We start from the raw sequence: 21,837 nt of genomic DNA on the forward strand, positions 1-21,837 counted from the left end.
CATCCTCCAACTCTATCACTCTTTTGCCTTTTTCGCGTCCTTTTTATCCCGAAACTTCTTGCCGCAGAGAACGCCGGCCACGCAAACCGCTAAAAATCCCACGAATAAGATTGATGACTGCAAAAACTGCTGTACAATCGCACCCATATGTTAGTCCTCCTTGCCCCAAAATACCTCAATATCTTCCTTATCCTACCATAGGAACTCCCATTTATCAAGCCCTTTGCCGGGAGTGATGGGGAAATTTGTACTGGAAAACGCATTTTCTATGCGCGAAACTGACTCTTGCCAAAGGCTTTCCTGCCATGGGAATCCACGCTTTCCCAAACTAAAATACAGGCACCGGCGAAAAGCTCTGCCCTCTCCGCCGGCGCCTGTTTTATCCTCTTTTCTTCCATTTTACCAGAGATATTCCCCGTACGTCTCCACAAGGTAATACGCCCGGTCCCTGGTGGAGGCCGCCAAGGACGCGGAATACTCCACGCTCTCCAAAGTGCCTCCCGCGTACTTTCCCGCGTCCTCTGACGCCTTCGCGTCCCTGGATACGATCCAGGCCCTCTCATCCTTGACCAGAGCCTCCAGCTCCCCTTCCGGGATGTGGGATTTGATGACGCTGTAAATGCTGTTTAACTCGCTGTCCCACAGCTTTCTCTCGTTCTCCGCCATGGCCCACATATCGTAGGTGGTCGTCCCGTCGTTTCTGGAACGCTGGTCGGCGATCTGGCTGTCGATCTCCTCCAGCCGGGTGCGGTAATCCTCCGCCGTCTTTTTCTTTTCCGGGACAGCCGTCCCTCCGGCGCTCTCCTCCAGGGCCAGTCCGGGACCGGCTCCCTCGTCCGCCGCTATGGACGCCTGCTCAGCCTGCTCCGCCGCGGACCTGCCGGAATGGACCGCCACGCCTCCAGGCGCCACGCCTGCCGTAGTCTCCTCCAGGGCTGATGCCAGAGCCGGGGCGTCACCTGCGGGGGCCGCCGCCGTCTCTCCGGCCACGGACTCTCCCGCGAAGTCTGCCGCCTCTGCGGCCTCCATCTCTACTTCTGTCTCCACGCTCCCGGCCGCTTTCTGGATCTCTGCCGCTGCCAAAACGTCCTCCATCTCCGGGGCTTTATCCTCTGGCTGTCCCCCGTCCGCCGCCTGGGCCGTCTCCGCGCCGGAACGGCCATACCGCAGCCGCCCAGGACTGCCATCGCTGTAGGTAAGCTCCTGGCTCTGGGCCATGCTCTCCGCCTGCCGCTCCACCAAGCGGGTGGTGTAGCTGGTGATCAGGATGCCGCAGACCAGGATCCCCAGAATCACTGCCGCTATGCCTTTATTTCTGCTCATGCTCGCATTCCTTCATTCTATGATAGCCTTACCATACCACAAACGGGAAAGAAAGGAAATAGCAAAATGAAAGCTGTAATATTTCGTAAGAGATATGTAAGCTTTCCTTGCGAAACCTCACAGCCGCAGGCCTTTCACGTCCTTGATCCGGGAAAGGATGATGCTGCACTCCGCCGACACTACCCCCTCTAAGGGATCCACCACATCCCGGATAAAGCCCTCCATCTCCTCCTCGCCGGAGGCTACTGCGTGGACGTGGATGCGGCTCTTTCCCGTCACCCGGTAGATCTGAGTCACCATGGGGCACTCCGCCAGGGCCGATGTCACCGCGGAGAGGGCCGCCGGCTCCGTCTCGATGTCAAAATAGCAGGAAAATGATCCTCCCAATTTCTGAGGATTCACAATGGTGGTGTACCCTTCTATGACCCCCTTCTCCTCCAGGGCCTGAATGCGGCTTTTCACCGCCACCCGGGAAATCCCCACCTGTTCCCCGATGTCTGAGTAGGACATCCGGGCATTTTGGATCAGCAGCTCCACAATTTTCTGATCCAGACTGTCCAAGCCGTTTAAAAACATTTCCGTTCCTCTCTTTCCTCTCTGTACTGCCCCTCATGATGCCTTGTGCACTAAATTCGTGAAAGACCTCATTAAAATGCACAGGCATATGTTCTCACTAGGCTCGTGAAAAACCTCGCCAAGTGTTCACATGATACCTGATTTTCCAGAGGAAGTCAACAAAACGCAGATATTTCATTGACATTAGTTTGTATTCGACGTATGATAATTGCAAAACGGAATACAAAACTTTCTTTTTGTATTTTATTTTGTATTCTATGAACACGGAGGCAGCCATCATGAACCAAGATCTCACCAAGGGCCCCATTGTGAGGACCCTGCTTTTCTTCGCCCTTCCCATGATACTGGGAAACCTGCTCCAGCAGCTCTACAACGTGGCCGACACCCTCATTGTGGGGCGGTTTCTGGGAGCGGACGCCCTGGCGGCGGTGGGCTCCGCCTACACGCTGATGACCTTTCTCACCTCCATCTTTCTCGGCCTCTGCATGGGCAGCGGGGCCGTGTTTTCCATCCGCTACGGAGCCGGGGACACGGAACGGCTGAAATCCAGCATTTTCGTCTCCTTTGTCCTCATTGCCGGGCTGACGGCGGTGTTAAACGGGGCGGTATTTCTGCTCATCGACCCCATCCTGGCCTTTCTGCAGGTGCCGGAAACGGTCTACGGGCTGATGCGGGACTATCTGTGGGTGATTTTCACGGGGATCTGCGCCACCTTCCTCTATAACTATTTCGCGTCCCTGCTGCGGGCCCTGGGAAATTCCGTGGCGCCTCTGCTGTTTCTGGCGGTATCCGCCCTGTTAAACATCGGCCTGGACCTGGCCTTTGTGCTGGTGTTCCGCTGGGGCGTAAAGGGGGCCGCGGCGGCCACCGTCATCGCCCAGTACGTGTCCGGCTTAGGTCTCTGCGCCTATACCCTGGCGCGGTTTCCCCACCTGCGGCCGGAGCGGCGCCACTGCCGGATTTCCAGGGAGGTGCTGGGGGAAATCTCCCAGTTTTCCGTCCTCACCTGCATCCAGCAGTCGGTGATGAATTTCGGCATCCTCATGGTCCAGGGGCTGGTGAACAGTTTCGGCACCGCCGTGATGGCCGCCTTTGCCGCCGCTGTAAAGGTGGACTCCTTCGCCTATATGCCGGTTCAGGACTTTGGAAACGCCTTTTCCACCTTCATAGCCCAGAACTACGGGGCGGGAAAGAAGGATCGGATCCGCCGGGGCATCCGGACGGCGGGGGCTGCCGCCATCGGGTTCAGCCTGGCGGTATCCGCCCTGGTATTTGTCTTCGCCCAGCCTCTCATGACGATCTTTGTGAAGGCGGAGGAGGCGGAAATCATCTCCATCGGCGTGGGTTACCTGCGGGTGGAGGGGGCCTTTTACTGCGGCATCGGCTGCCTGTTCCTCCTCTACGGATTCTACCGGGCGGTGCGCAAACCGGGGATGTCCGTGGTGCTCACGGTAATCTCCCTGGGGACCCGGGTGGCCCTGGCCTACCTTCTCTCTGCCATTCCCGCCTTTGGAGTGTACGGGATCTGGTGGTCTGTGCCCATCGGCTGGTTTTTGGCGGACGCAGTGGGGATTCTCTATTACTGGCTGCGGAGAGATCAGCTGGAACAGGCCTTATAAACGCACAGAAAGGGCAGGAGCTGTTCTCCTACCCTTCTAACCCTTCGTCTGTCATCAAATCGTCTCCGTCCGCCGCCGTAGTGGCTAACTGGTCGCAGCGCTCGTTTTCCGGGTGGCCGGCGTGGCCCTTTACCCAGATAAAGGTGACCTGATGGGGGGCCTTGGCCTTTAAAAGCCGCTCCCACAGGTCGATGTTTTTCACCGGGCCGCTCTTTCCACGTTTCCAGCCGTTCTTCACCCAGTTGTCGATCCAGTGCTGGTTGAAGGCGTCTGTCAGATACTTGGAATCGGAGTAGAGCTCCACCCGGCAGGGGCGGTTTAAGGCCTCCAGCCCCACAATGGCCGCCAAAAGCTCCATGCGGTTGTTGGTGGTGCGCACGAACCCGCCGGAGAGCTCCTTTTTATGCAGCACGCCCTTGGAATCCGTAAAATGCAGAATGGTGCCGTAGCCGCCGGGGCCGTCGGGATTTCCCCGGGCCGCCCCGTCGGTGTAAATCTGTACGTTTGTCATAGTCGGTTCTGTCTCCTGTCTGTCTGTTCCTACCGGTCCCATTTATCACAGAGGGACTGGATCTGATCGGCAAATTTTGCCAGGTCTTTGTTGGCCCCGCCCTCGTTGTGGCGGATGACGGTGAGAAGCCGTTCTCCGGCGGCCAGCAGCCTGCCGTAAACGCCCTCTGATTTTTTCGCCGTCGGTTTCTTCTCCTTCTCGATGAGTACGCCCTCGGTCACCTTGATCCACGTCCCCTCCGCCAGGTCAAACTCGGAGCCGGAGAAGGGGGCCTCGGCGTTAAAGTGGTAATTCTGCCTCAGGTTGTCCGCGAAGATGTCGCAGACCTTGTCGTCCCCGTGAACCAGAAATACCTTCTGAGGTTTCCGCTTAAAGGCGCACACCCACTCGATTAATCCGTCTAAGTCGGCGTGGCCGCTGATGCCCTCGATCTGTTCAATGTGGGCCTTTACTTCGATCTCCTCGCCAAAAAGCCGGACGGTGTGGTCCCCGTCGATTAAGTTCCGTCCCAGGGTTCCCACCGCCTGATAGCCGGCAAAGACCACGGTGCACTCCGGCCGCCACAGGTTGTGCTTTAAGTGGTGGCGGATCCGGCCGGCGTCACACATTCCAGCGGCGGAAATGATCACCTTGGGCACCTCGTCAAAATTGATGTTTTTCGACTCGTCGCTGGTGATGGAAAGTTTCAGCCCCTTAAAGGAAATGGGGTTGATGCCCTGCCTGACCAGGGCCTCCGTCTCCTCGTCGTAGCAGTCCAGCAGGTTTTTCGTAAACACGCTGGTGGCCTCCACCGCCAGAGGGCTGTCCACGTACACGGGGAAATCGCCGTGGCCTGTAACCATGTTATGCTGCTTGATGTGGCGGATGAAGTACAGAAGCTCCTGGGTGCGGCCCACGGCAAAGGCGGGGATCACCACGTTTCCGCCCCGGTCTAAGGTCTCCTGGATGATCTTTGCCAGCTCCGCCTCGTGGTCGTGGTCCTTGTTCCGGTGGAGACGGTCGCCGTAGGTGCACTCCATCACCACGTAATCCGCGCTCTCTAAGTAGTGGGGATCCCGGATAATGGGCTTGTTCTTATTTCCAATGTCGCCGGAAAATACGATTTTCCGTTTTATGTCCCCCTCTGTCAGCCATACCTCGATGGAGGCGGAGCCAAGCAGATGGCCCACGTCCGTAAATTTCACGGTGACGTGGTCGCTTAACTCCGCCGTGGCCCCGTAGGGAAGGGGCAGGAAGTAGCGGAGTACCTGGTCGGCGTCGTTTACGGTGTAGAGCGGCTCGACTTCGGTTTTTCCGGCCCGGCGGGCCTTGCGGTTTTTCCACTCCGCCTCCATCTCCTGGATGTGGGCGCTGTCACGAAGCATGATGTTGCACAAATCTGCCGTGGCCACGGTGGTGACCACCTTTCCCCGGAATCCTCTGGCGTAAATGTAGGGCAGCATTCCGGCGTGGTCGATGTGGGCGTGGGTCAGCAGCACAAAGTCCAGGTCGGAATAGGGCACCGGGAGCTCGGCGTTCTCATACACGTTCACCCCCTGCTCCATGCCGCAGTCCACTAAAAATTTCGTCGTCCCCGCTTCCACGTAGTGGCAGCTCCCTGTCACTTCATGGTCCGCGCCTATGAATGTAAGTTTCATGGAATCCCTCCTGTCCGTTTTCCATCGGTCTGTCTCCCCTTGCGGAGATCCTTTGGTTTCCTCGGCCACAGGGAACGCCCGTGGCCATGATGTTTCGTTTTTCTTTTATTATATCATACATTATACCATGATTCCCCGATGATTGGAAACGGGATTTCAAGTTTTCACCGGCCGGCGGACAGACCGGGAACATATATCGGGAGGAGCTGCCCGCCGGCAAAACAGCCCCTCCCATCCCATTCAGATGATAATGCAGATCATTCCCCCGTTGCTGTCGTTGATAATCTTTTGCAGGGTGTCCTGGAGTTTCATCTGGCAGTCCTCCGTCATCTGGGAGATTTTCGCCTGGATGCCGTCCTCCACGATCTGCTCGATGGACTTTCCGAAAATATTGGTGCTCCAGATCCCGTCCTCGCTCTCCCTGGCATTTTCCTTTATGTAAGCGATCAGATCCTCCGCCTGCTGCTCGCTGCCCACGATGGGGGCGATCTCCGTCTCGATATGAGCCTTGATCAGGTTGATGGAAGGGGCCTCCGCCTTCATTTTGACGCCGTACTTGTTTCCGTGGCGGATGACCTGGGGCTCGTCAAGCATGATCTCTGACCGCTCCGGGGTGACCACGCCGTAGCCCTTTAACCGCACCTGGCTCATGGCGTTCTGCACCTTTTCATACTCGGTGCGCATTTTCGCCAGATCGCTTAAAGTGCGCATCAGCTGGTACTCCCCCTCGATGGGAATGCCCACATAATCGCTTAAAATCTGGTAATAATAGCTGTCATCCACCTCCACGTCCATGGCCACGCTGCCGTCGGACATCTCCATTCCCCGGATCTTCATGCCCCGGATGGCATCGGAGGCAGCCGCTGGCATTTCCCCGGCCACATCCTTCATGTGGGACACCTTTTTCAGCAGATCCCTGGCCGCCTGGATCACCTGGCTTTTCAGCCAGTGGGTGGCGGGAAGGAGCTCCAGCCATTTGGGGATGAAAAAGTCCATCTCCGTCACGGGAAATTCCTTTAACACCTTCTCCAGAATCCGGCTGATGTCCTCTTTTTTCAGCTGCTCGCAGTTGACCGGGAGGACGGTGACCCCATACTTGGCCTCCAGCTCCCGGGCCAGGTTTCCCGCCTCCTCAGAATAGGGATACATGGAGTTTAAGATGAGGATAAACGGCTTTCCCAGGCTTTTTAACTCATTTACCGTCTGCTCCTCCGCCGGCACGTAGCTGCTTCGCTTTAGCTCCCCGAAGGAGCCGTCCGCCGTCACCACCACGCCGATAGTGGAGTGGTCATTGATCACCTTGCGGGTGCCGATCTCCGCCGCCCTGGTAAAGGGGATCTCGTACTCAAACCAGGGGGTCCGCACCAGCCGCTCCTCGTCGTTTTCAATGTGGCCGCTGGCCCCGTCCACCATAAAGCCCACGCAGTCGATGAGCCGCACCTTGGCCTGGATGCCGTCTCCCAGCTGCACTAAGGCCGCCTCCTTGGGGATGAACTTTGGCTCCGTGGTCATAATGGTGCGGCCGGCCGCGCTCTGGGGGAGCTCATCCCTGGTTCTGGCCCGCTGGTGCTCGTCGGTGAGCTCCGGCAGCACCAGCGTCTCCATAAAGCGCTTGATAAATGTGGATTTTCCCGTGCGCACCGGCCCCACTACGCCGATGTAAATCTCCCCGCCCGTCCTGGCCTCGATGTCCTTGTATACATTAAAATTGTCCATAAAAATACCCCCTTGCTATGCTGATACCAGTATATTCAAGGGGGAAATGGTTTAGCACCATGGCTTATTCACTTAAGTACGCCTTCTTCACGGAGTCGTCGTTCATCAGCTCTTTTGCGTCGCCGGAGAGCACGATGTTGCCCGTCTCCAGCACGTAGGCCTTATTGGCGATGGAAAGGGCCTTTTTCGCGTTCTGCTCCACCAAAAGAACGGTGGTGCCGGACTCGTTGATGTCCTGGATGATCTTGAAGATCTCGCTCACGTACAGGGGAGACAGTCCCATGGACGGCTCGTCCATAACGATCATCTTCGGCTTGGACATCAGGGCGCGGCCCATGGCCAGCATCTGCTGCTCGCCGCCGGATAAGGTGCCCGCCAGCTGGCTCTTTCTCTCCTCCAGGCGGGGGAACCGCTTGTAGATCTCCTCCAGGGATTTCTCGATGCCGTCCTTGTCCTTTCTGGTGTAAGCGCCCATTTTTAAATTTTCCAGTACGGTGAGCTGGGCGAACACCCGGCGTCCCTCCGGCACATGGGCCAGGCCCATGGACACGATCCGGTGGGCCGGCACCTTGGTGATGTCCGTCCCGTAAAACTGGATGGAGCCGCTCTTTGCCGGGATCATTCCCGTAACGGTGTGAAGGGTGGTGGTCTTTCCCGCCCCGTTGGCGCCGATCAGGGCCACGATCTCGCCCTGCTCCACCTCAAAGGAAATTCCCTTCACTGCCTGTATCACTCCGTAATTGACGGTCATATCCGTCACTTTCAATATCGACATATGAATTTCCTCCTACTCGCCCAAATATGCGGTGATGACCTTCGGGTCATTGAGCACTTCCGCCGGCGTGCCGCTGGCCAGCTCCGTTCCGAAGTTTAACACCGTCAGATACTCGCAGATGCCTGCCACCAGTTTCATATCGTGCTCAATGAGCAGGATGGTGATATGGTACTTCTCCCGGATCAGGCGGATGGTATCCATAAGCTCCGCCGTCTCGTTGGGGTTCATGCCGGCTGCCGGCTCGTCTAAAAGAAGGAGTTTCGGATTGGTAGCCAGGGCGCGGGCGATCTCCAGTTTCCGCTGCTGGCCGTAGGGCAGGTTGGACGCCAGGGTCTCCCCGTAGCCATCCAGGCCGAACACCTTTAAGACGTCCATGGCCATATCCGTCATCTCCTGCTCCTTTTTCTTATACACCGGTCCGTGGAAAAAACAGACCGCCTCCGAATACTTCACCTGGTTGTGAAGGGCCGTCTTTACGTTGTCCAGAACCGTCATCTTCCCAAACAGGCGGATGTTCTGGAACGTCCTGGCCACGCCGCACTTGCAGATCTCCGCCGGGCCTTTTCCCACCAGGTTTTTGCCGTCCAGGGTGATGGTGCCGAGAGTGGGACGGTACACGCCGGTGAGCAGGTTAAACACCGTGGTCTTTCCCGCTCCGTTGGGCCCAATGAGGCCGTAGAGCTGTCCCTCCTCGATGGTGATATTAAACTCGTCAACGGCCTTTAAGCCGCCGAAGGAAATTCCCAGATTTTTTACTTCCAGCAATGCCATAGCCTACGCCTCCTTCCTTCCCAGTTTCCGGAAGGTGCGGTTCATCATCAGGCCTTCCTTGATCTTGGAATTATTGAAAATCATCATGGCGATGAGCACGATGGCGTATAAGAGCATTCGCAGATTGTCCGTGCCGCGAAGGAGCTCCGGAAGCACCGTCAGGATAATGGCCGCGATGATGGAGCCGCGGATGCTGCCCATGCCGCCTAACACCACGATTACCAGGATCTCAATGGACTTGTTGTAATCGAAGGTGCCCGGCTTTAACAGTCCCACGTTGTGGGCGTAGATCACCCCGGCCACCCCGGCAAAGAAGGCGGCGATCACGAAGGCCTTGACCTTGAAGTGGCTGATCTTGATGCCGATGGACTCCGCCGCGATGTCATTGTCCCGGATGGCCATGATGGCCCGGCCGTCCCTGGATTTCATCAGGTTTGTGACGGCGAGCACCGTCAGCACCATGAGGAAAAATACTACGGTGTAGTTGGTATAGTTGGAATACAGGGGGATCTTGCTTAAGCCTCTGGCTCCATTGGTGATCTCCATGGAGTTGATCACCGACTTGATGATCTCACCGAAGGCCAGAGTCACGATGGCCAGATAGTCCCCACGCAGCCGCAGCACCGGCACGCCGATGAGAAAGCCGAACACCGCCGCCATCAGGCCGCCGCAGAGCAGAGCCAGGGCGAAGGCCGCCGGCGCGGGGAGCACCTCCGTCTTTCCCAGATTTAGGGAGATCAGCGCTCCCGTATACGCTCCGATGGACATAAAGCCGGCATGGCCTAAGGTCAGCTCTCCTAAGAACCCGGTCACCAGGTTTAAGGACACCGCCAGCATAATGTTCACGGCGATGGGCACCAGCAGGGAGGTGTACTGCCGGTTCAGTAAATTGCCTTTCAGCAGGATGGTCACAAGGACGTAAGCCGCAGCGATCACGGCGATGTTGAACCATACCTGCCTGTTTGAAGTCTTTTTCATGGATCCCACCTACACTTTCACCAATTTCTTTTTGCCTAACAGACCGGAGGGCCTCACCAGGAGCACCACCACCAGCACGCCGAACACGATGGCGTCCGCCAGCTCCGTGGAAATATACGCCTTGGACAAGCTCTCAATCAGCCCCAGCATAATCCCGCCCAGCATGGCTCCCGGCACGCTGCCGATGCCGCCCAGAACGGCCGCCACGAAGGCCTTGATGCCGGGCAGGGCGCCCAGGGTGGGACGGAGGGACTGGTACTGGCATATGTACAGAATGCCGGCCACCGCAGCCAGGGCAGAGCCGATGGCAAAGGTCATGGAGATGGTCCGGTTTACATTGATTCCCATAAGCTCCGCCGCTCCCCGGTCCTCGGAAACGGCACGCATGGCGCTGCCCGCCTTCGTCCGGTTAATAAACAGGGTCAGGCCCACCATGATCACCGTGGTCACCGCCAGGGTCACGATGGTGATGCCGGAGATGTTCACCGTTCCCACCTGGATTCCTTCCACCTCGATCACCGATTTAAAGGGAATGGGGGTAGACGAAAAAATAAGCAGAGCGACGCTCTGCAGGAAATAGCTCATACCGATTGCCGTAATGAGCACTGCCAGGGGCGGGGCTTTTCTCAGGGGTTTATAAGCAATTTTTTCAATCAGCATACCCAGGACCGAGCATACCACTGCGGTCAGGAGCATAGCCGGCAGCACAGGAAGATGTAACAGAGCTATGCCAATGTATAGGGTGTAGGCGCCTACCATAATGATGTCGCCGTGAGCAAAGTTAATCATCTTTGCAATCCCGTAAACCATGGTATATCCCAGAGCGATCAGAGCATATATGCTTCCCGTTCTCAAACCATTAATCAACTGTTCCATTATACTTGTCAACATTGTTCCACCTCTTTTACATCTTCAGGAGTATCTCAGTCTGCGCCCGGCGGCGCGGCTGCCTGGGCAGCCTTTTTTCCGCGCCGGCGCGCGTCCCCCGGAGGGTTTTATGCCATAGGGAACGCCGTCTCCTATGACACATAGAAAAGATGGGGATTGGCCTGCTGGCAGGCAATCCCCTCTCTCCACGTCTGTCCGTCCTATTTCCAGTATCCGGGCAGCCTCTGCCGGATTACATTGCCGTATATTCGCCGTTTACGATCTGAACGTATTTCGCAGTCTTGGCGGGCTCGCCGCTCTCCTCAAAGGTCACCTGTCCGGTCAGGCCGTCCACAGTGATCTCCGTCATCGCCTGGATCAGGGCCTCGGTCTCGATGGAACCAGCCTGCTCCATAGCTGCCTTGATGGCGTATACGCAGTCATAGCCGTCTGCCGCGAACTGGTCCGGGGTAGCGCCGTAAGCAGCCTCATACTTGCTCACGAAATCAGCAGCGGCATCCTCCGTCGCTAAGAACGGGCTTAAGAACACAGCGCCCTCTACCATAGCCGGATCGGTCACCTGGCCTAACACGCCGTCCCAGCCGTCACTTCCTACGAAGTCACACTCCATGCCAGCATCCTTTGCCTGCTGTACAATGTAAGCTACATCGCCGTAGTAAGCCGGTACAAAGAGCAGCTTCGCTCCGCTGTTCTTGATCACGGTCAGCTGGGTGTTGAAATCCACGTCGCCGGTAGCGAAGGACTCGTCTGCCACCAGAAGGCTGGCATCCGCCGCCTCCAGAGTCTCAACGAAGGCGTCATGGATTCCTGCACTGTACTCGTCAGAGTTGTTCCAGAGAACGGCAACGCTCTCGTATCCATTGTCAACCACGTACTGTGCGATCATCTCGCCCTGCAGCGGGTCGGTAAAGCACATACGGAATACGTTCGGGTTCGCGGTCACTGCCTCTGCGGATGCGGAGGGGGTGATCTGAAGAATATTTGCCTCGTAGCTTAAATCGGTCTGAGCCAGGCAGGCACCGGTGGTAACCGCTCCTACGTAGGCGTTCATGCCGGCATCTACCAGGGTGTTGAACGCGGTAACGGCCTTGTCCTCTTTCGCCTCGTCATCCTGGAAGTTTAAAACCAGCTTGTAGGTGGTGTCTCCAACCTGCACGCCGCCGGCCTCATTGATCTCCTGGATGGCGATCTCCTCGCCCTGCTTTACGCTGGTGCCGTAGGATGCAGCCGCTCCCGTTAAGGGGCCGGTGCTTCCGATAAGGAACTCCTCCATGCCTTCCGTATCGGCTGCGTCTGCAGCCTGCTCTCCGGACTCCTCCGCTGCTGCGGTGGTGTCTGCGGCAGCCGTGGTGTCAGACGTATCAGAGCCTGCGCAGGCAGCCATGGAAACTGCCATAACAGCAGCTAAACCAACGCTAACTACTTTCTTCATAATTGTTTCCTCCTCAAAAAAAGATTTTTCCCAATTATAAAGACTTCGTTTTCCATTGTCAATACTTTTGTACCAATTTAGTCTTTAAAACTTTAGCGAACTACCATGAAAGACCGGAGTCCTCATCCCGGGGATCCCGGAGCATTAAGTCCCGCACCGCCTCGGAAGCGGGCTTTCCGTCAAAGAGGACGGCGTTTACCTGCTCGATGATGGGCATGGACATATAGTATTTCTTCGCCAGGGCCAGGGCTGCCTTGGCGGAGTACACGCCCTCCACCACCATCTGGACCTCCTTCATGGCCTCCTCCATGGTGTAGCCTTTTCCGATGAGGATGCCGGCCCGGCGGTTGCGGCTGTGCATACTGGCGCAGGTTACGATCAGATCGCCGATGCCGGAAAGGCCGCAGAAGGTCTCAAACTTCCCTCCCATGGCCATTCCCAGGCGGGCGATCTCCGCGATTCCTCTGGTGATCAGGGCTGCCTTCGTGTTGTCCCCGTAGCCTAAGCCGTCGGCGATACCCGCCGCCAGGGCGATCACGTTCTTTAAGGCGGCGCCCAGCTCGATTCCCAGCACGTCAGGGCTGGTGTACACCCGGAACACCTCGCTCATAAACAGGCTCTGGACATACTCGGCTGTCCGTCTGGTACGGGCGCCTGCCACACAGGTGGTGGGAAGGCCGCGGCTCACCTCCTCCGCGTGGCTGGGGCCAGAAAGCACGGCCACATCCGCGGCGGGCAGCTCCTCCTCCAGCACTCCCGACAGGGTTTTTAAGGTGCTCTCCTCAATTCCCTTGGCCACGTTCACCACGATCTGCCCCGGCCGCAGGAAGGGTTTCATCTTGGCGGCTGTCTGCCGTACAAAGACAGAAGGCACTGCCGTCACCAGCAGATCCTTCTCCCTCATGGCCTCCTCAAGCTCCGTGGTAAACTCCATCCCTTCCGGCATCAGCACGCCGGGAAGGGTGCGGTGCTCCCGTTTCTCCTTTAACTCCGCGATCTCCTCCGGGAGCGCGGACCACACCGTCACCTGATGTCCGTTGTTGCAGAGCAGGACAGAAAGGGCGATGCCCCAGCTGCCGGCTCCGATCATCCCTATAGTTGCCATGTGATCACCTCACCCTTCTTTATTTTTTCTTTTCTCCCAGCTTGCTCTCCGTGCCGTGGATCAGCCTTCCGATGTTCGCCCGGTGGCGCCAGATGGCAAGGAGGGCAATCACTGCCGCCTGGGCGTAAAACTCCGTCCGATACGCCTCCCCCAGGCCAAAATACCCGTGGCTGCCGAAATACACGCAGCAGGCCGCCAGGACCGTCACCACCAGAATGGATCCCAGGGACACAAACCGGGTGATGGCCACGGATCCCACAAAGACCACCAGGCAGATCAGGGTCACCCGCCAGTCCAGAGAGAAAATGAGGCCGGCCGTGGCCGCGATCCCCTTTCCGCCCCGAAAGCCCATGTAAAAAGGATAGTTATGGCCCAGGATAACCCCCAGGGCCGTGTAGAGCATCAGCACGTAAGTCATCTCCGGATGATCCTGGAACAGCGCGAACCGCACCAGCATACAGGGGATCACCGTCTTTAAAAAGTCCCCCACAAACACGATCAGGCCGGCTTTCCAGCCCAGGACCCGCAGGGCGTTGGTGGTGCCTACGTTTCCGCTGCCGTGCTGATGCAGGTCAATGGAGTGCAGCTTTCCGTAGAAATAACCGGTCTGAAACAGGCCGAACACGTATCCCATCACAAGGCAGAGAATCCTCTCCATATTTATTTCTCCTTTCCTGCCCGCTCCCGGATGATGAACCGAAGGGAGGTACCGCGGAAACCAAAGGCTTCCCTGATCTTATTTTCAATATATCTGGTGTAAGAGAAGTGCATCAGCTCCTTGTCGTTGACAAAGATCACGAAGGTGGGGGGCTTTACGGCCACCTGGGTGATGTAGTAAAGCTTTAAGCGTTTTCCCTTGTCGGAGGGGGGCTGCTGAAGGGCCACGGCCTCCGTCATAATCTCGTTTAACACGCCGGTGGCCACCCGCAGGTTCTGGTTCTCCCGCACGGCGTCGATCATATCGTAGAGTTTCCCCAGCCTCTGCCCCGTCTTGGCGGAAATGAACAGCATCTCCGCGTAGGGCATATAGGATAAGGTGTCCTTGATCTTTCTCGTGAACTCGTAGATGGTCTTGTCGTTTTTCTCCACGGCGTCCCACTTGTTCACGGCGATGATCATGCCTTTGCCCCGGTCGTGGGCGATGCCGGCGATCTTGGCGTCCTGCTCCGTCACGCCCTCCACGGCGTCGATTACCAGCACCACGATGTCCGCCCGCTCCACGGCGGCCACGGTGCGGATGATGCTGTAGCGCTCCAGCTCCTCCTTGATCCGGCTCTTTCTGCGCAGGCCGGCGGTGTCGATGAACACGTACTCCGTGCCGTTATGGACGATGGTGGTGTCCACGGCGTCCCTGGTGGTTCCGGCGATGTCGGACACGATCACCCGGTTTTCGCCGGTGAGCTTATTGATAATGGAGGACTTGCCCACGTTGGGCTTTCCCACGATGGCGATTCTGGGGCGGTCGTCGTCCTCCTCCTCCAGCTGGCTGGAGTCAAAATGGGCGGACACGGCGTCCAGCAGCTCGCCTAAGCCCAGCCTGGAGGCGGCGGAGATGGGGATGGGCTCTCCGATACCCAGGTTGTAGAACTCGTATACGTCATTTCCAAACTTGGCGAAACTGTCCACCTTGTTTACCGCCAGCACCACCGGCTTTCTGGAGCGGCGCAGCATATCCGCCACCTTGCTGTCGGCGTCCACCAGCCCCTGGCGCACGTCCACGATAAATACGATCACATCCGCCGTGGCGATGGCGATCTCCGCCTGCTCCCGCATCTGGGACAGGATCACATCCCGGCTGTCCGGCTCAATTCCGCCGGTGTCCACCAGGGTAAAATTCATATTCAGCCAGGTGCAGTCCGCGTAGATCCGGTCCCTGGTAACGCCCGGCGTGTCCTTCACGATGGAAATGGTCTCTCCCGCCAGCACGTTGAACAGGGTGGACTTTCCCACATTGGGGCGGCCCACAATGGCAACGATCGGTTTACTCATCTTATCTCTCCTCCAATTCCTGGTACAGTTCTTCTAATTCATAGGCTCCGTAGTCCGCTTGATCCTCCCGCTCTCTCTCCAGGCCCAGGACGGCGTCCACGAAATCTTGTCCGCTTGATTTTACAATATTCACCGGTACTTGTAAAGCGTTTTGTACCTCCTGTCTGGTCACGTCGTCTAAGAACACCTCCTCGCCGCTGCGGAACATACACTCCGGCAGCAGGAGCCGTTCTCCCAAGGGCTTGCCCTTTAACTGAGCGATCAAATCCTGGCCGGTCACCAGTCCGGCTACGGTGATGCTCTCCCCGAAAAAGTGATTCACAATGGGGTATAAATGCACCGTCCTGCCGGGGAAAATCTCCTGGATTTCCTCCAGATAGCGTTTTAAGTATCCCGCCGGCAGCACCCCGGTGGCGATGGAAAGCTCCTCCCTTTTCCCGTCGTCGGAAAGCCCCTCTAAGGCAGCCCGCACCTCCTCCGTCATCAGGCGGATCATCCCCACCCCGTTTTCCAGCTGGATGTAGCCGTCGTAGCGCTCCTCCTCCGGCATTTCCCGGCCGGCCAGCATATAAAACTCGTCGCTGGCGTGGATGAAATGGAGGCCGTGCTCCGGATAGAGTCTCCTCTGCCAGGACTCAATCAGGTCGATGACTGCCTCCGCGTCCTCCTTTCCAAACGGCTCCAGGGGATAGAGGCCGTCCCGAAACCTGGACAAGCCCACCGGCACCACGGACACGCTCTCCATATGGGGCAGGTAGGCGGTGAGATCCCGGATGGTACGCTCCAGCTCCGCTCCGTCATTTACCCCCTTGCAGAGGACGACCTGGCCGTTCATGGGGATCCCGGCCTCGTAGAGACGGTCGATCTTTTTTAACGCCTCCCCGGCAAACCGGTTGTGAAGCATTTCGCACCGCAGTTCGGGGTTGGTGGTCTGAACGGAAATGTTGATGGGGGCCAGGTGGAACTTGATGATGCGCTCGATGTCCCGGTCCTTCATGTTGGTGAGGGTGATGTAGTTTCCCTGGAGGAAGGAAAGGCGGGAATCGTCATCCTTAAAATACAGGGTCTCCCGCATCCCCGGGGGCATCTGGTCGATGAAACAGAAGATGCACTTGTTGCAGCAGGTCTTGTAGTCGCTCATAAGGCCGTTTTCAAAGGTCAGCCCCAGGTCCTCCCCGCCGTTTTCAATGTCCAGCTCCCACTCCTCTCCGTCCGCCTTCCGCACCAGAAGGGTGACGGCCTCGCTGTCGATCCAGTATTCATAGTCGAAAATGTCTTCAATCTCATTGCCGTTTATGGTGAGGAGCTCGTCCCCCGGCTCCAGCTCCAGCTCCCAGGCGATGGAACCCGGTTCCACGGCACTGATCTTGTGCCCTTTTATCTTTTTCATTTACAGTCTTCCTTTTTGATGATTCTTCTTTTTATTTTTTCATCATACCAAGATTCCCCTTCTTTGTAAAGGAATCCGCCGGGCGATTGTTTTTTTTCCTGTAAATCTTTCCTTACTATTGACCGGCTCTCTCCGCAGATGGTATAAAATAAGTATAGAAATGGAGGATTATCATGGCAAATGATTACGTGTTTAACGATTCCCTTCCAGTGGCCCCGCTAAAGATCGCGGCCCTGGAGAGCTGCCGCCCTCTGGCGCAGAAGGTCAATGACCACATTGTGAATTTCCGCAAAAACGATACGGAGGAACTGCTCCGGCGGAAAGCGGACCTGCGCTACCGCGGCTACGACGTAGCTTCCTATCTTCTGGACTGCGCCTGCCCCCGGTTCGGCTCCGGAGAGGCAAAGGCCGTCATCAACGAGTCTGTGCGCGGCACGGACATTTTCGCGATGGTGGATGTCACCAACTACAGCCTGACCTACAAGCTGAGCGGAATAACCAACCATATGTCCCCTGATGACCATTTCCAGGATCTTAAGCGCATTGTGGCGGCGACGGTAGCCACCGCTCACCGGGTGACGGTGATCATGCCCTTCCTGTACGAGGGACGGCAGCACAAGCGCACGAGGCGGGAATCCTTAGACTGCGCCCTGGCCTTGCAGGAGCTGCGGGACATGGGAGTGAGCAACATCGTCACCTTTGACGCCCACGACCCCAGGGTACAGAACGCCATCCCCTTATCCGGCTTTGACAACTTTATGCCCACCTACCAGTTTATGAAGGCCCTTTACGACCACAACATCCCCATCAAGCTGGACAAGGACTCGCTCATGATCATCAGCCCGGACGAGGGCGCCATGCACCGGGCCGTCTACCTGGCCAACAATCTGAGCGTGGACATGGGAATGTTCTATAAAAGAAGGGACTACTCCCAGGTGATCGACGGGCGCAACCCCATCGTGGCCCACGAATTCTTAGGCTCCTCCGTGGCGGGAAAGACGGTGATCATCGTGGATGACATGATCTCCTCCGGGGAGAGCATCCTGGACACGGCGAAAGCCCTGAAGGATCGGAACGCGGCGCGGATCATCCTCTGCTGCACCTTCGGCCTCTTTACCAACGGCCTGGAGAAATTCGACGACTACTACGCCAGGGAGTATTTCGACTACGTGATCACCACCAACTTAAACTACCGCCCGTCCCAGCTTTTGGAGCGGCCCTGGTATCTGGAGGCGGACATGAGCAAATTCATGGCGGCCATCATCAATTCCTTTAACCACGACGCCTCTTTAAACGCGTCCCTGTCGCCCACGGCGAAGATCCAGAAACTGGTATCCAAGTACCAGGCAGATGGGTATGAGTATTTTGAGACCATTGGGTAGAGATGAAAGAGGAAATGGAGAAATCAGGACACTGAACATCGAAAGACGTCCGCGGTGAGTGCGCTTTGGGAAAGGCGGAAATTGCGGGAAACGCGGAAATCGCGGAATGAATACGGAATCAGAGACGGAATCTGCCCGGCCGGTCCGGCGCCTGTTTATGGCGTCTGGGACGGCCGGGGTTTTGATTTTTGGGGCTTTGAATTTGCTGGTTTTTGGTTCGCTGGCTTTGGGGTTGCGGGTTTTGGGTTCGCTGGCTTTTTGTTTGCTGGTTTTTGGTTCGCTAGCTTTTGGTTCGCCGGGTTCTGGGTTCGCTAGCTTTTGATTCGATGGTTTTGGGCTCGCTGCTTTTCATTTTCCACTTAGGGGCGGATTTTTCTGGCCCGGTTTTTACGCCTGGCGGCGCTGAAAACCGCGGGCGGCCAGGGCAAAAAATCCGGCGGCCAGCAGAAGGCTGACGGCCCCCACCCATTTGTACGGTTCGATCAGCGTTCCAAACAGGCGGAAGAAATGGAGGTCAAATCCGAAGGTGACGGAATTGGCCGGGAAGAACTGGAGCAGGTTGTACAGGGAACGGGAAGATTTCAGGGGCACCCAGATAAACAGAGGGAGCACCACCGCCATGGTTCCCGCCGCCACCGCCGAGGCCGTCCCCCTCCTGGCCCTGGCGGAGAGAAAGGCCGTAAACGCTCCAAAGAGCACCGCGGCGGCCACCACCGATCCCAAGTGAATCAGACAGGCCTGAAACAGGGTGATGGGATAGGTACAGCCGGGATTGACCACCTGGATGCTCACCGCTCCGCCCTCAAACCCGAAGATCATCAGGAAACACAGCCCTCCCGCGCCCATGGTCAGAAGGCTGACACCCAGGGAAACCATGAGGGCCGCGGCGATTTTCGCCCTGCACAGAGTCTCTCTCCCGTTTCTGGCGCATAACAGGAGCTGATCCGTCTTGTCCTCGTACTCCCCGGAAAACAGCGGGGCCAGCAAAATCAGGATCACAAACAGGGCTGTGAGGGCCAGGACCTTGGAGTCGTTTATATACGCCTGGTAGCCGCCGAAATAGTCGTTGTACAGGGGTGTCTCGATCCGGCTGATGAGGGCCGCGTTTTTTTCCACTTCTTCGGCGGACAGGCCCTCCTGCCCCATCACCACAGACATGGCAAACTCCTTAAAATCCCGGTCAAAGCTCTGTCCCTGCTCCGGCGTCAGATGGTCGATGGCCCGGTCGGGATTGACGGAGATCATGCCCATGGCCCCTGTGGAAAGCCAGTCAGAGTCTTCCTCATAAACCGTATTGATGAGACGGACCACTGCTTCATAAGGCAGGGCATACTGAATGTAAGCGTCAGATTTTAAGTGCCTGCCGTACTCGTTGATCAAATAGTGGCTGTCGTCGGAAATCATCTCCTCATTGGCGCGAATCGCTTGGGAAACCAGCTCCCCCGTGATCTCTCCCCTCCGGGAAAGGATCACCTCTTTGTCCCGTTTCATGGCCTCATACTGGGACAGGCCGCTGCCGGCCTTATGCCAGAAGGACGTGCCGCTGACGCTGGTCCAGGCCATCACCGCCACCACGCCCAGGCAGGCGAAAAGGGCTGGGATCACCACTCTCCGTTTTCTCATTTTCTGGAATTCAAATCCCACTAATGTCCAAAAATTATTCATGCTCTCTCATCTCCGAAAAATAGTACAGATACAAATCCTCCAGGGAGGCGGGCACCTTCACTGCCCCGGCGCAGGGCGTTTCCCCGCAGATCAGCCGCAGAAACACGCCGTTTCCCTCCCGGCGGAGGTTGATCACCGGGCAGGTTTCCATCAGGCGTTTCGCCGTCTCCGCCTCCGCCACGCACTCAAACACCTTTCCCTCAATGGTCCCGATGATCTCCTCCAGGCTGCCGTTTTGGAGAATCTGGCCGTCCTTCATCACCAGGATGCGGCCGGCGATATGCTCCACATCGGAGACAATGTGGGTGGACAGCAGGACGATCCGGTCGGCTCCCAGGGAGGCAATAAGATTGCGAAACCGCACCCGCTCCTTCGGGTCCAGGCCGGCGGTGGGTTCGTCCAGAACCAACAGTTTCGGGTCGTTTAGAAGGGCCTGGGCGATACCCAGCCTCTGCTTCATGCCGCCGGAATAGGCGCGGATCTTCTTGTTTGCCGCCTCACTTAGGGACACCAGCCGCAAAAGCTCCGCCGCTCTCCTCCTCGCCTGGGCTTTGGAAAGGCCTTTTAAGGCCGCCAGGTACAGCAAAAAATCCATGCCCGTAAATTCCGGATAATACCCGAAGTCCTGGGGCAGGTAGCCAAGCCTGGCGCGGTAGCCCTCCTCCCCCGCGTCCATGCCGTCCAGGGAAACGGTGCCGCCGGTGGGTTTTAAAATGCCGCAGATCATCCGCAGCAGGGTGGTTTTCCCGGCTCCGTTTGCCCCCAGCAGGCCGTAGACACCGGGGCGAAGGACGGCGCTTACCCGGTCCACCGCAATTTTATTTTTATACTGTTTCGTCAGTCTGTCCAAAATCAGTTCCATGATAATTCCTCCGTCTGTCTGATCATCTCACAGCTCTGCCGGACGGTTCCGGCTCCCAGCACTGCCAGGGCCGCCAGCCACAGCAGAAAGCCCCGCTCCCCATAGGCCGCGGGAACGGCCTGAGGCAGCAAAAGGTTTCCGGCGCTCACGGCCGCCGCCAGGCCGCAGCAAAAGAAGGCGGCCTCTCTCCCCCGGACCCTGCGGACCACCCACAAGCCGCAGAAGGCGGTGAGCAGATAGGGGCAGGCCAAATAGACTCCCGTCCGAAACAGGCCGGCCCCGCTGTTTTTTCCGGCAACGGGAAGGAGCAGGAGAAACAGGGCCAAATTCACCGCGCCTAAAATCCCCATTCTGGCCAGCACCACGCTCTTTAGGGCAAAGCGGGTGGACAGCTCCAGCTCCGCCATCCCCCAGGTCTCCGACCGGCCGCTCTCCGTCAGCACCGTCAGCGCCAGCAGGGGCATAAGGGCGGACGCCCGCCAGACCGTCTCCAGGTCCATTCCCCTCGCTCCTGCCAGGGCGGCCCCAAACACCAGGGCGGACAGGGCCCAGACACCTTTGCGGATGTACGCCGCCTGCGTACAGATAAACTGGGAAATGGAAACCGGAGCCGGAGGCATCCTTTGAAAAAATTCTTCCTTTCCGGCGGGCTCTGGGACCGCGAAACTCTGTTTCAGGGCGTTTTTCAGTTCTCCGTTCATGAAATGTCCTCCTTTCCAAGCTGCTCCCTCAGCCGTTTTGCCGCCTGGGAAATCCTGCGGTAGGCGGCGAAGCGGGAAATCCCGATGAGGCCTGCGATGACGGAGACGGGAACCTCGTTTACGTAGCGGAGCAGCAACAGTTCCCGGTCCGTTTCCTCCAGTTTGGCCAGAGCCGCGCGGACGGAAATCCCGGTGAGGAGGCGGTCCTCCGTGCAGGCTCCCTCGTCCGCTGCCTCCTCGTCCAGAACGTCTGTCCTGCGCCTGCGGGACTCGTCCACGCAGAGGTGGCGGGCGATGGTGTACAGATACTGCATCGCCTTCCCCGTATTTACGTAATGGCTGCTCTCCAGAAACCGGAGAAAGGCCTCCTGGGTAATGTCTTCCGCTGTCTCCCGCTGGCGGACTTTGAAATAGCAGTAGCGGTACAGCCGGTCATATTGTTCCTCCAAGTCCATGGACACGGACAAAACCTCCTCTCATGGGGTATAACGGTTTGAGGGTGGGGGATGTGCGGGGG

The 21,837-nt window shown here is 57.6% G+C and carries 22 protein-coding genes; 3 read left to right on the forward strand and 19 right to left on the reverse strand.

What is annotated here, in order from left to right:
• Positions 1-15: 15 nt before the first annotated feature.
• The 3 genes from B5E84_RS21200 to B5E84_RS01500 form a co-directional block, all read right to left on the reverse strand.
• Positions 16-147, reverse strand: a complete 132-nt coding sequence (locus B5E84_RS21200; RefSeq protein ID WP_275533072.1) for a hypothetical protein — start codon at positions 145-147, stop codon at positions 16-18.
• 252 nt (positions 148-399) lie between these two features.
• Positions 400-1,323, reverse strand: a complete 924-nt coding sequence (locus tag B5E84_RS01495) for a lysozyme inhibitor LprI family protein (RefSeq protein ID WP_087218111.1) — start codon at positions 1,321-1,323, stop codon at positions 400-402.
• A 117-nt stretch (positions 1,324-1,440) separates the two neighbouring features.
• Positions 1,441-1,899 (reverse strand): Lrp/AsnC family transcriptional regulator, encoded by a 459-nt coding sequence (locus B5E84_RS01500; RefSeq protein WP_087218114.1) that lies wholly within the window; start codon positions 1,897-1,899, stop codon positions 1,441-1,443.
• A gap of 278 nt (positions 1,900-2,177) precedes the next feature.
• On the opposite strand from B5E84_RS01500, the gene B5E84_RS01510 reads away from it, so the two are divergent.
• The gene (locus B5E84_RS01510; protein ID WP_087218122.1) at positions 2,178-3,518 is read left to right on the forward strand and encodes an MATE family efflux transporter; all 1,341 of its coding nucleotides are present in this window, start codon (positions 2,178-2,180) and stop codon (positions 3,516-3,518) included.
• 28 nt (positions 3,519-3,546) lie between these two features.
• Here B5E84_RS01510 and rnhA read toward each other — a convergent pair whose 3' ends face one another.
• The 12 genes from rnhA to B5E84_RS01570 all read right to left on the reverse strand — a co-directional run bounded on the left by rnhA (position 3,547) and on the right by B5E84_RS01570 (position 16,710).
• On the reverse strand, positions 3,547-4,029 hold the full coding sequence (rnhA, locus tag B5E84_RS01515; RefSeq protein WP_087218125.1) for a ribonuclease HI: 483 nt from the start codon (positions 4,027-4,029) through the stop codon (positions 3,547-3,549).
• 29 nt (positions 4,030-4,058) lie between these two features.
• A complete protein-coding gene (locus B5E84_RS01520; RefSeq protein WP_087218127.1) occupies positions 4,059-5,666 on the reverse strand; it encodes an MBL fold metallo-hydrolase RNA specificity domain-containing protein in 1,608 nt (535 codons plus the stop codon).
• Between the two features lie 240 nt (positions 5,667-5,906).
• Positions 5,907-7,382 carry a stage IV sporulation protein A gene (gene spoIVA / locus B5E84_RS01525; RefSeq protein WP_087218130.1) on the reverse strand — a complete coding sequence of 492 codons (1,476 nt, stop codon included), beginning with the start codon at positions 7,380-7,382 and terminating at the stop codon, positions 5,907-5,909.
• 64 nt (positions 7,383-7,446) lie between these two features.
• Complete coding sequence (locus tag B5E84_RS01530) at positions 7,447-8,157, reverse strand: ABC transporter ATP-binding protein (protein WP_087218133.1); 711 nt, start codon at positions 8,155-8,157, stop codon at positions 7,447-7,449.
• 12 nt (positions 8,158-8,169) lie between these two features.
• The gene (locus tag B5E84_RS01535; RefSeq protein ID WP_087218136.1) at positions 8,170-8,928 is read right to left on the reverse strand and encodes an ABC transporter ATP-binding protein; all 759 of its coding nucleotides are present in this window, start codon (positions 8,926-8,928) and stop codon (positions 8,170-8,172) included.
• A gap of 3 nt (positions 8,929-8,931) precedes the next feature.
• A complete protein-coding gene (locus B5E84_RS01540; RefSeq protein WP_087218139.1) occupies positions 8,932-9,906 on the reverse strand; it encodes a branched-chain amino acid ABC transporter permease in 975 nt (324 codons plus the stop codon).
• Positions 9,907-9,915: 9 nt separating this feature from the next.
• On the reverse strand, positions 9,916-10,797 hold the full coding sequence (locus B5E84_RS01545; RefSeq protein WP_087218142.1) for a branched-chain amino acid ABC transporter permease: 882 nt from the start codon (positions 10,795-10,797) through the stop codon (positions 9,916-9,918).
• A gap of 229 nt (positions 10,798-11,026) precedes the next feature.
• Entirely contained in the window at positions 11,027-12,226 is a 1,200-nt protein-coding gene (locus B5E84_RS01550) for an ABC transporter substrate-binding protein (protein ID WP_087218145.1), read from the reverse strand.
• A gap of 100 nt (positions 12,227-12,326) precedes the next feature.
• Positions 12,327-13,331, reverse strand: coding sequence for an NAD(P)H-dependent glycerol-3-phosphate dehydrogenase (locus B5E84_RS01555; protein ID WP_087218147.1), 1,005 nt, complete (start codon positions 13,329-13,331; stop codon positions 12,327-12,329).
• Between the two features lie 19 nt (positions 13,332-13,350).
• The gene (plsY, locus tag B5E84_RS01560) at positions 13,351-13,989 is read right to left on the reverse strand and encodes a glycerol-3-phosphate 1-O-acyltransferase PlsY (protein WP_087218150.1); all 639 of its coding nucleotides are present in this window, start codon (positions 13,987-13,989) and stop codon (positions 13,351-13,353) included.
• A 2-nt stretch (positions 13,990-13,991) separates the two neighbouring features.
• A complete protein-coding gene (gene der / locus B5E84_RS01565; RefSeq protein WP_087218153.1) occupies positions 13,992-15,320 on the reverse strand; it encodes a ribosome biogenesis GTPase Der in 1,329 nt (442 codons plus the stop codon).
• A gap of 1 nt (position 15,321) precedes the next feature.
• Positions 15,322-16,710 (reverse strand): DUF512 domain-containing protein, encoded by a 1,389-nt coding sequence (locus tag B5E84_RS01570; RefSeq protein ID WP_087218156.1) that lies wholly within the window; start codon positions 16,708-16,710, stop codon positions 15,322-15,324.
• Between the two features lie 173 nt (positions 16,711-16,883).
• Here B5E84_RS01570 and B5E84_RS01575 point away from each other — a divergent pair, with 173 nt between their 5' ends.
• Together B5E84_RS01575 and B5E84_RS01580 are read left to right on the forward strand one after the other, a co-directional pair.
• Positions 16,884-18,092, forward strand: coding sequence for a ribose-phosphate pyrophosphokinase (locus tag B5E84_RS01575; RefSeq protein ID WP_087218159.1), 1,209 nt, complete (start codon positions 16,884-16,886; stop codon positions 18,090-18,092).
• Positions 18,093-18,198: 106 nt separating this feature from the next.
• Positions 18,199-18,414, forward strand: a complete 216-nt coding sequence (locus B5E84_RS01580; RefSeq protein WP_143469154.1) for a hypothetical protein — start codon at positions 18,199-18,201, stop codon at positions 18,412-18,414.
• Between the two features lie 65 nt (positions 18,415-18,479).
• Here B5E84_RS01580 and B5E84_RS01585 read toward each other — a convergent pair whose 3' ends face one another.
• From B5E84_RS01585 to B5E84_RS01600, 4 genes are read right to left on the reverse strand one after another with little or no spacing between them, the layout of a single operon-like run.
• Positions 18,480-19,757, reverse strand: coding sequence for an ABC transporter permease subunit (locus B5E84_RS01585; RefSeq protein WP_087218165.1), 1,278 nt, complete (start codon positions 19,755-19,757; stop codon positions 18,480-18,482).
• Entirely contained in the window at positions 19,750-20,619 is an 870-nt protein-coding gene (locus B5E84_RS01590) for an ABC transporter ATP-binding protein (RefSeq protein WP_087218168.1), read from the reverse strand. Before B5E84_RS01590 ends, B5E84_RS01585 begins: the two co-directional genes overlap by 8 nt.
• Positions 20,610-21,320: a hypothetical protein gene (locus tag B5E84_RS01595; protein WP_087218172.1), complete on the reverse strand. Its 711-nt coding sequence runs from the start codon at positions 21,318-21,320 to the stop codon at positions 20,610-20,612. Before B5E84_RS01595 ends, B5E84_RS01590 begins: the two co-directional genes overlap by 10 nt.
• A complete protein-coding gene (locus tag B5E84_RS01600) occupies positions 21,317-21,775 on the reverse strand; it encodes an RNA polymerase sigma factor (protein ID WP_204248523.1) in 459 nt (152 codons plus the stop codon). The genes B5E84_RS01595 and B5E84_RS01600 overlap by 4 nt, the downstream gene beginning before the upstream one ends.
• Positions 21,776-21,837 lie beyond the last annotated feature (62 nt).

Source organism: Lachnoclostridium sp. An14 (assembly GCF_002160755.1).
GTDB lineage: Bacteria > Bacillota > Clostridia > Lachnospirales > Lachnospiraceae > Lachnoclostridium_A.

Excerpts from the sequence above, each read along its gene's own strand:
- rnhA (WP_087218125.1), bottom strand. The coding sequence starts at position 4,029 with ATGACAAACGTACAGATTTACACCGACGGGGCGGCCCGGGGAAATCCC.
- B5E84_RS01555 (WP_087218147.1), bottom strand. The coding sequence starts at position 13,331 with ATGGCAACTATAGGGATGATCGGAGCCGGCAGCTGGGGCATCGCCCTT.
- B5E84_RS01550 (WP_087218145.1), bottom strand. The coding sequence starts at position 12,226 with ATGAAGAAAGTAGTTAGCGTTGGTTTAGCTGCTGTTATGGCAGTTTCC.
- B5E84_RS01520 (WP_087218127.1), bottom strand. The coding sequence starts at position 5,666 with ATGAAACTTACATTCATAGGCGCGGACCATGAAGTGACAGGGAGCTGC.
- B5E84_RS21200 (WP_275533072.1), bottom strand. The coding sequence starts at position 147 with ATGGGTGCGATTGTACAGCAGTTTTTGCAGTCATCAATCTTATTCGTG.
- B5E84_RS01540 (WP_087218139.1), bottom strand. The coding sequence starts at position 9,906 with ATGAAAAAGACTTCAAACAGGCAGGTATGGTTCAACATCGCCGTGATC.
- B5E84_RS01545 (WP_087218142.1), bottom strand. The coding sequence starts at position 10,797 with ATGTTGACAAGTATAATGGAACAGTTGATTAATGGTTTGAGAACGGGA.
- B5E84_RS01570 (WP_087218156.1), bottom strand. The coding sequence starts at position 16,710 with ATGAAAAAGATAAAAGGGCACAAGATCAGTGCCGTGGAACCGGGTTCC.
- der (WP_087218153.1), bottom strand. The coding sequence starts at position 15,320 with ATGAGTAAACCGATCGTTGCCATTGTGGGCCGCCCCAATGTGGGAAAG.
- B5E84_RS01500 (WP_087218114.1), bottom strand. The coding sequence starts at position 1,899 with ATGTTTTTAAACGGCTTGGACAGTCTGGATCAGAAAATTGTGGAGCTG.
- B5E84_RS01590 (WP_087218168.1), bottom strand. The coding sequence starts at position 20,619 with ATGGAACTGATTTTGGACAGACTGACGAAACAGTATAAAAATAAAATT.
- B5E84_RS01580 (WP_143469154.1), top strand. The coding sequence starts at position 18,199 with ATGAATACGGAATCAGAGACGGAATCTGCCCGGCCGGTCCGGCGCCTG.
- B5E84_RS01600 (WP_204248523.1), bottom strand. The coding sequence starts at position 21,775 with ATGGACTTGGAGGAACAATATGACCGGCTGTACCGCTACTGCTATTTC.
- B5E84_RS01585 (WP_087218165.1), bottom strand. The coding sequence starts at position 19,757 with ATGAATAATTTTTGGACATTAGTGGGATTTGAATTCCAGAAAATGAGA.
- spoIVA (WP_087218130.1), bottom strand. The coding sequence starts at position 7,382 with ATGGACAATTTTAATGTATACAAGGACATCGAGGCCAGGACGGGCGGG.
- B5E84_RS01530 (WP_087218133.1), bottom strand. The coding sequence starts at position 8,157 with ATGTCGATATTGAAAGTGACGGATATGACCGTCAATTACGGAGTGATA.
- B5E84_RS01535 (WP_087218136.1), bottom strand. The coding sequence starts at position 8,928 with ATGGCATTGCTGGAAGTAAAAAATCTGGGAATTTCCTTCGGCGGCTTA.
- B5E84_RS01575 (WP_087218159.1), top strand. The coding sequence starts at position 16,884 with ATGGCAAATGATTACGTGTTTAACGATTCCCTTCCAGTGGCCCCGCTA.
- B5E84_RS01595 (WP_087218172.1), bottom strand. The coding sequence starts at position 21,320 with ATGAACGGAGAACTGAAAAACGCCCTGAAACAGAGTTTCGCGGTCCCA.
- plsY (WP_087218150.1), bottom strand. The coding sequence starts at position 13,989 with ATGGAGAGGATTCTCTGCCTTGTGATGGGATACGTGTTCGGCCTGTTT.
- B5E84_RS01510 (WP_087218122.1), top strand. The coding sequence starts at position 2,178 with ATGAACCAAGATCTCACCAAGGGCCCCATTGTGAGGACCCTGCTTTTC.
- B5E84_RS01495 (WP_087218111.1), bottom strand. The coding sequence starts at position 1,323 with ATGAGCAGAAATAAAGGCATAGCGGCAGTGATTCTGGGGATCCTGGTC.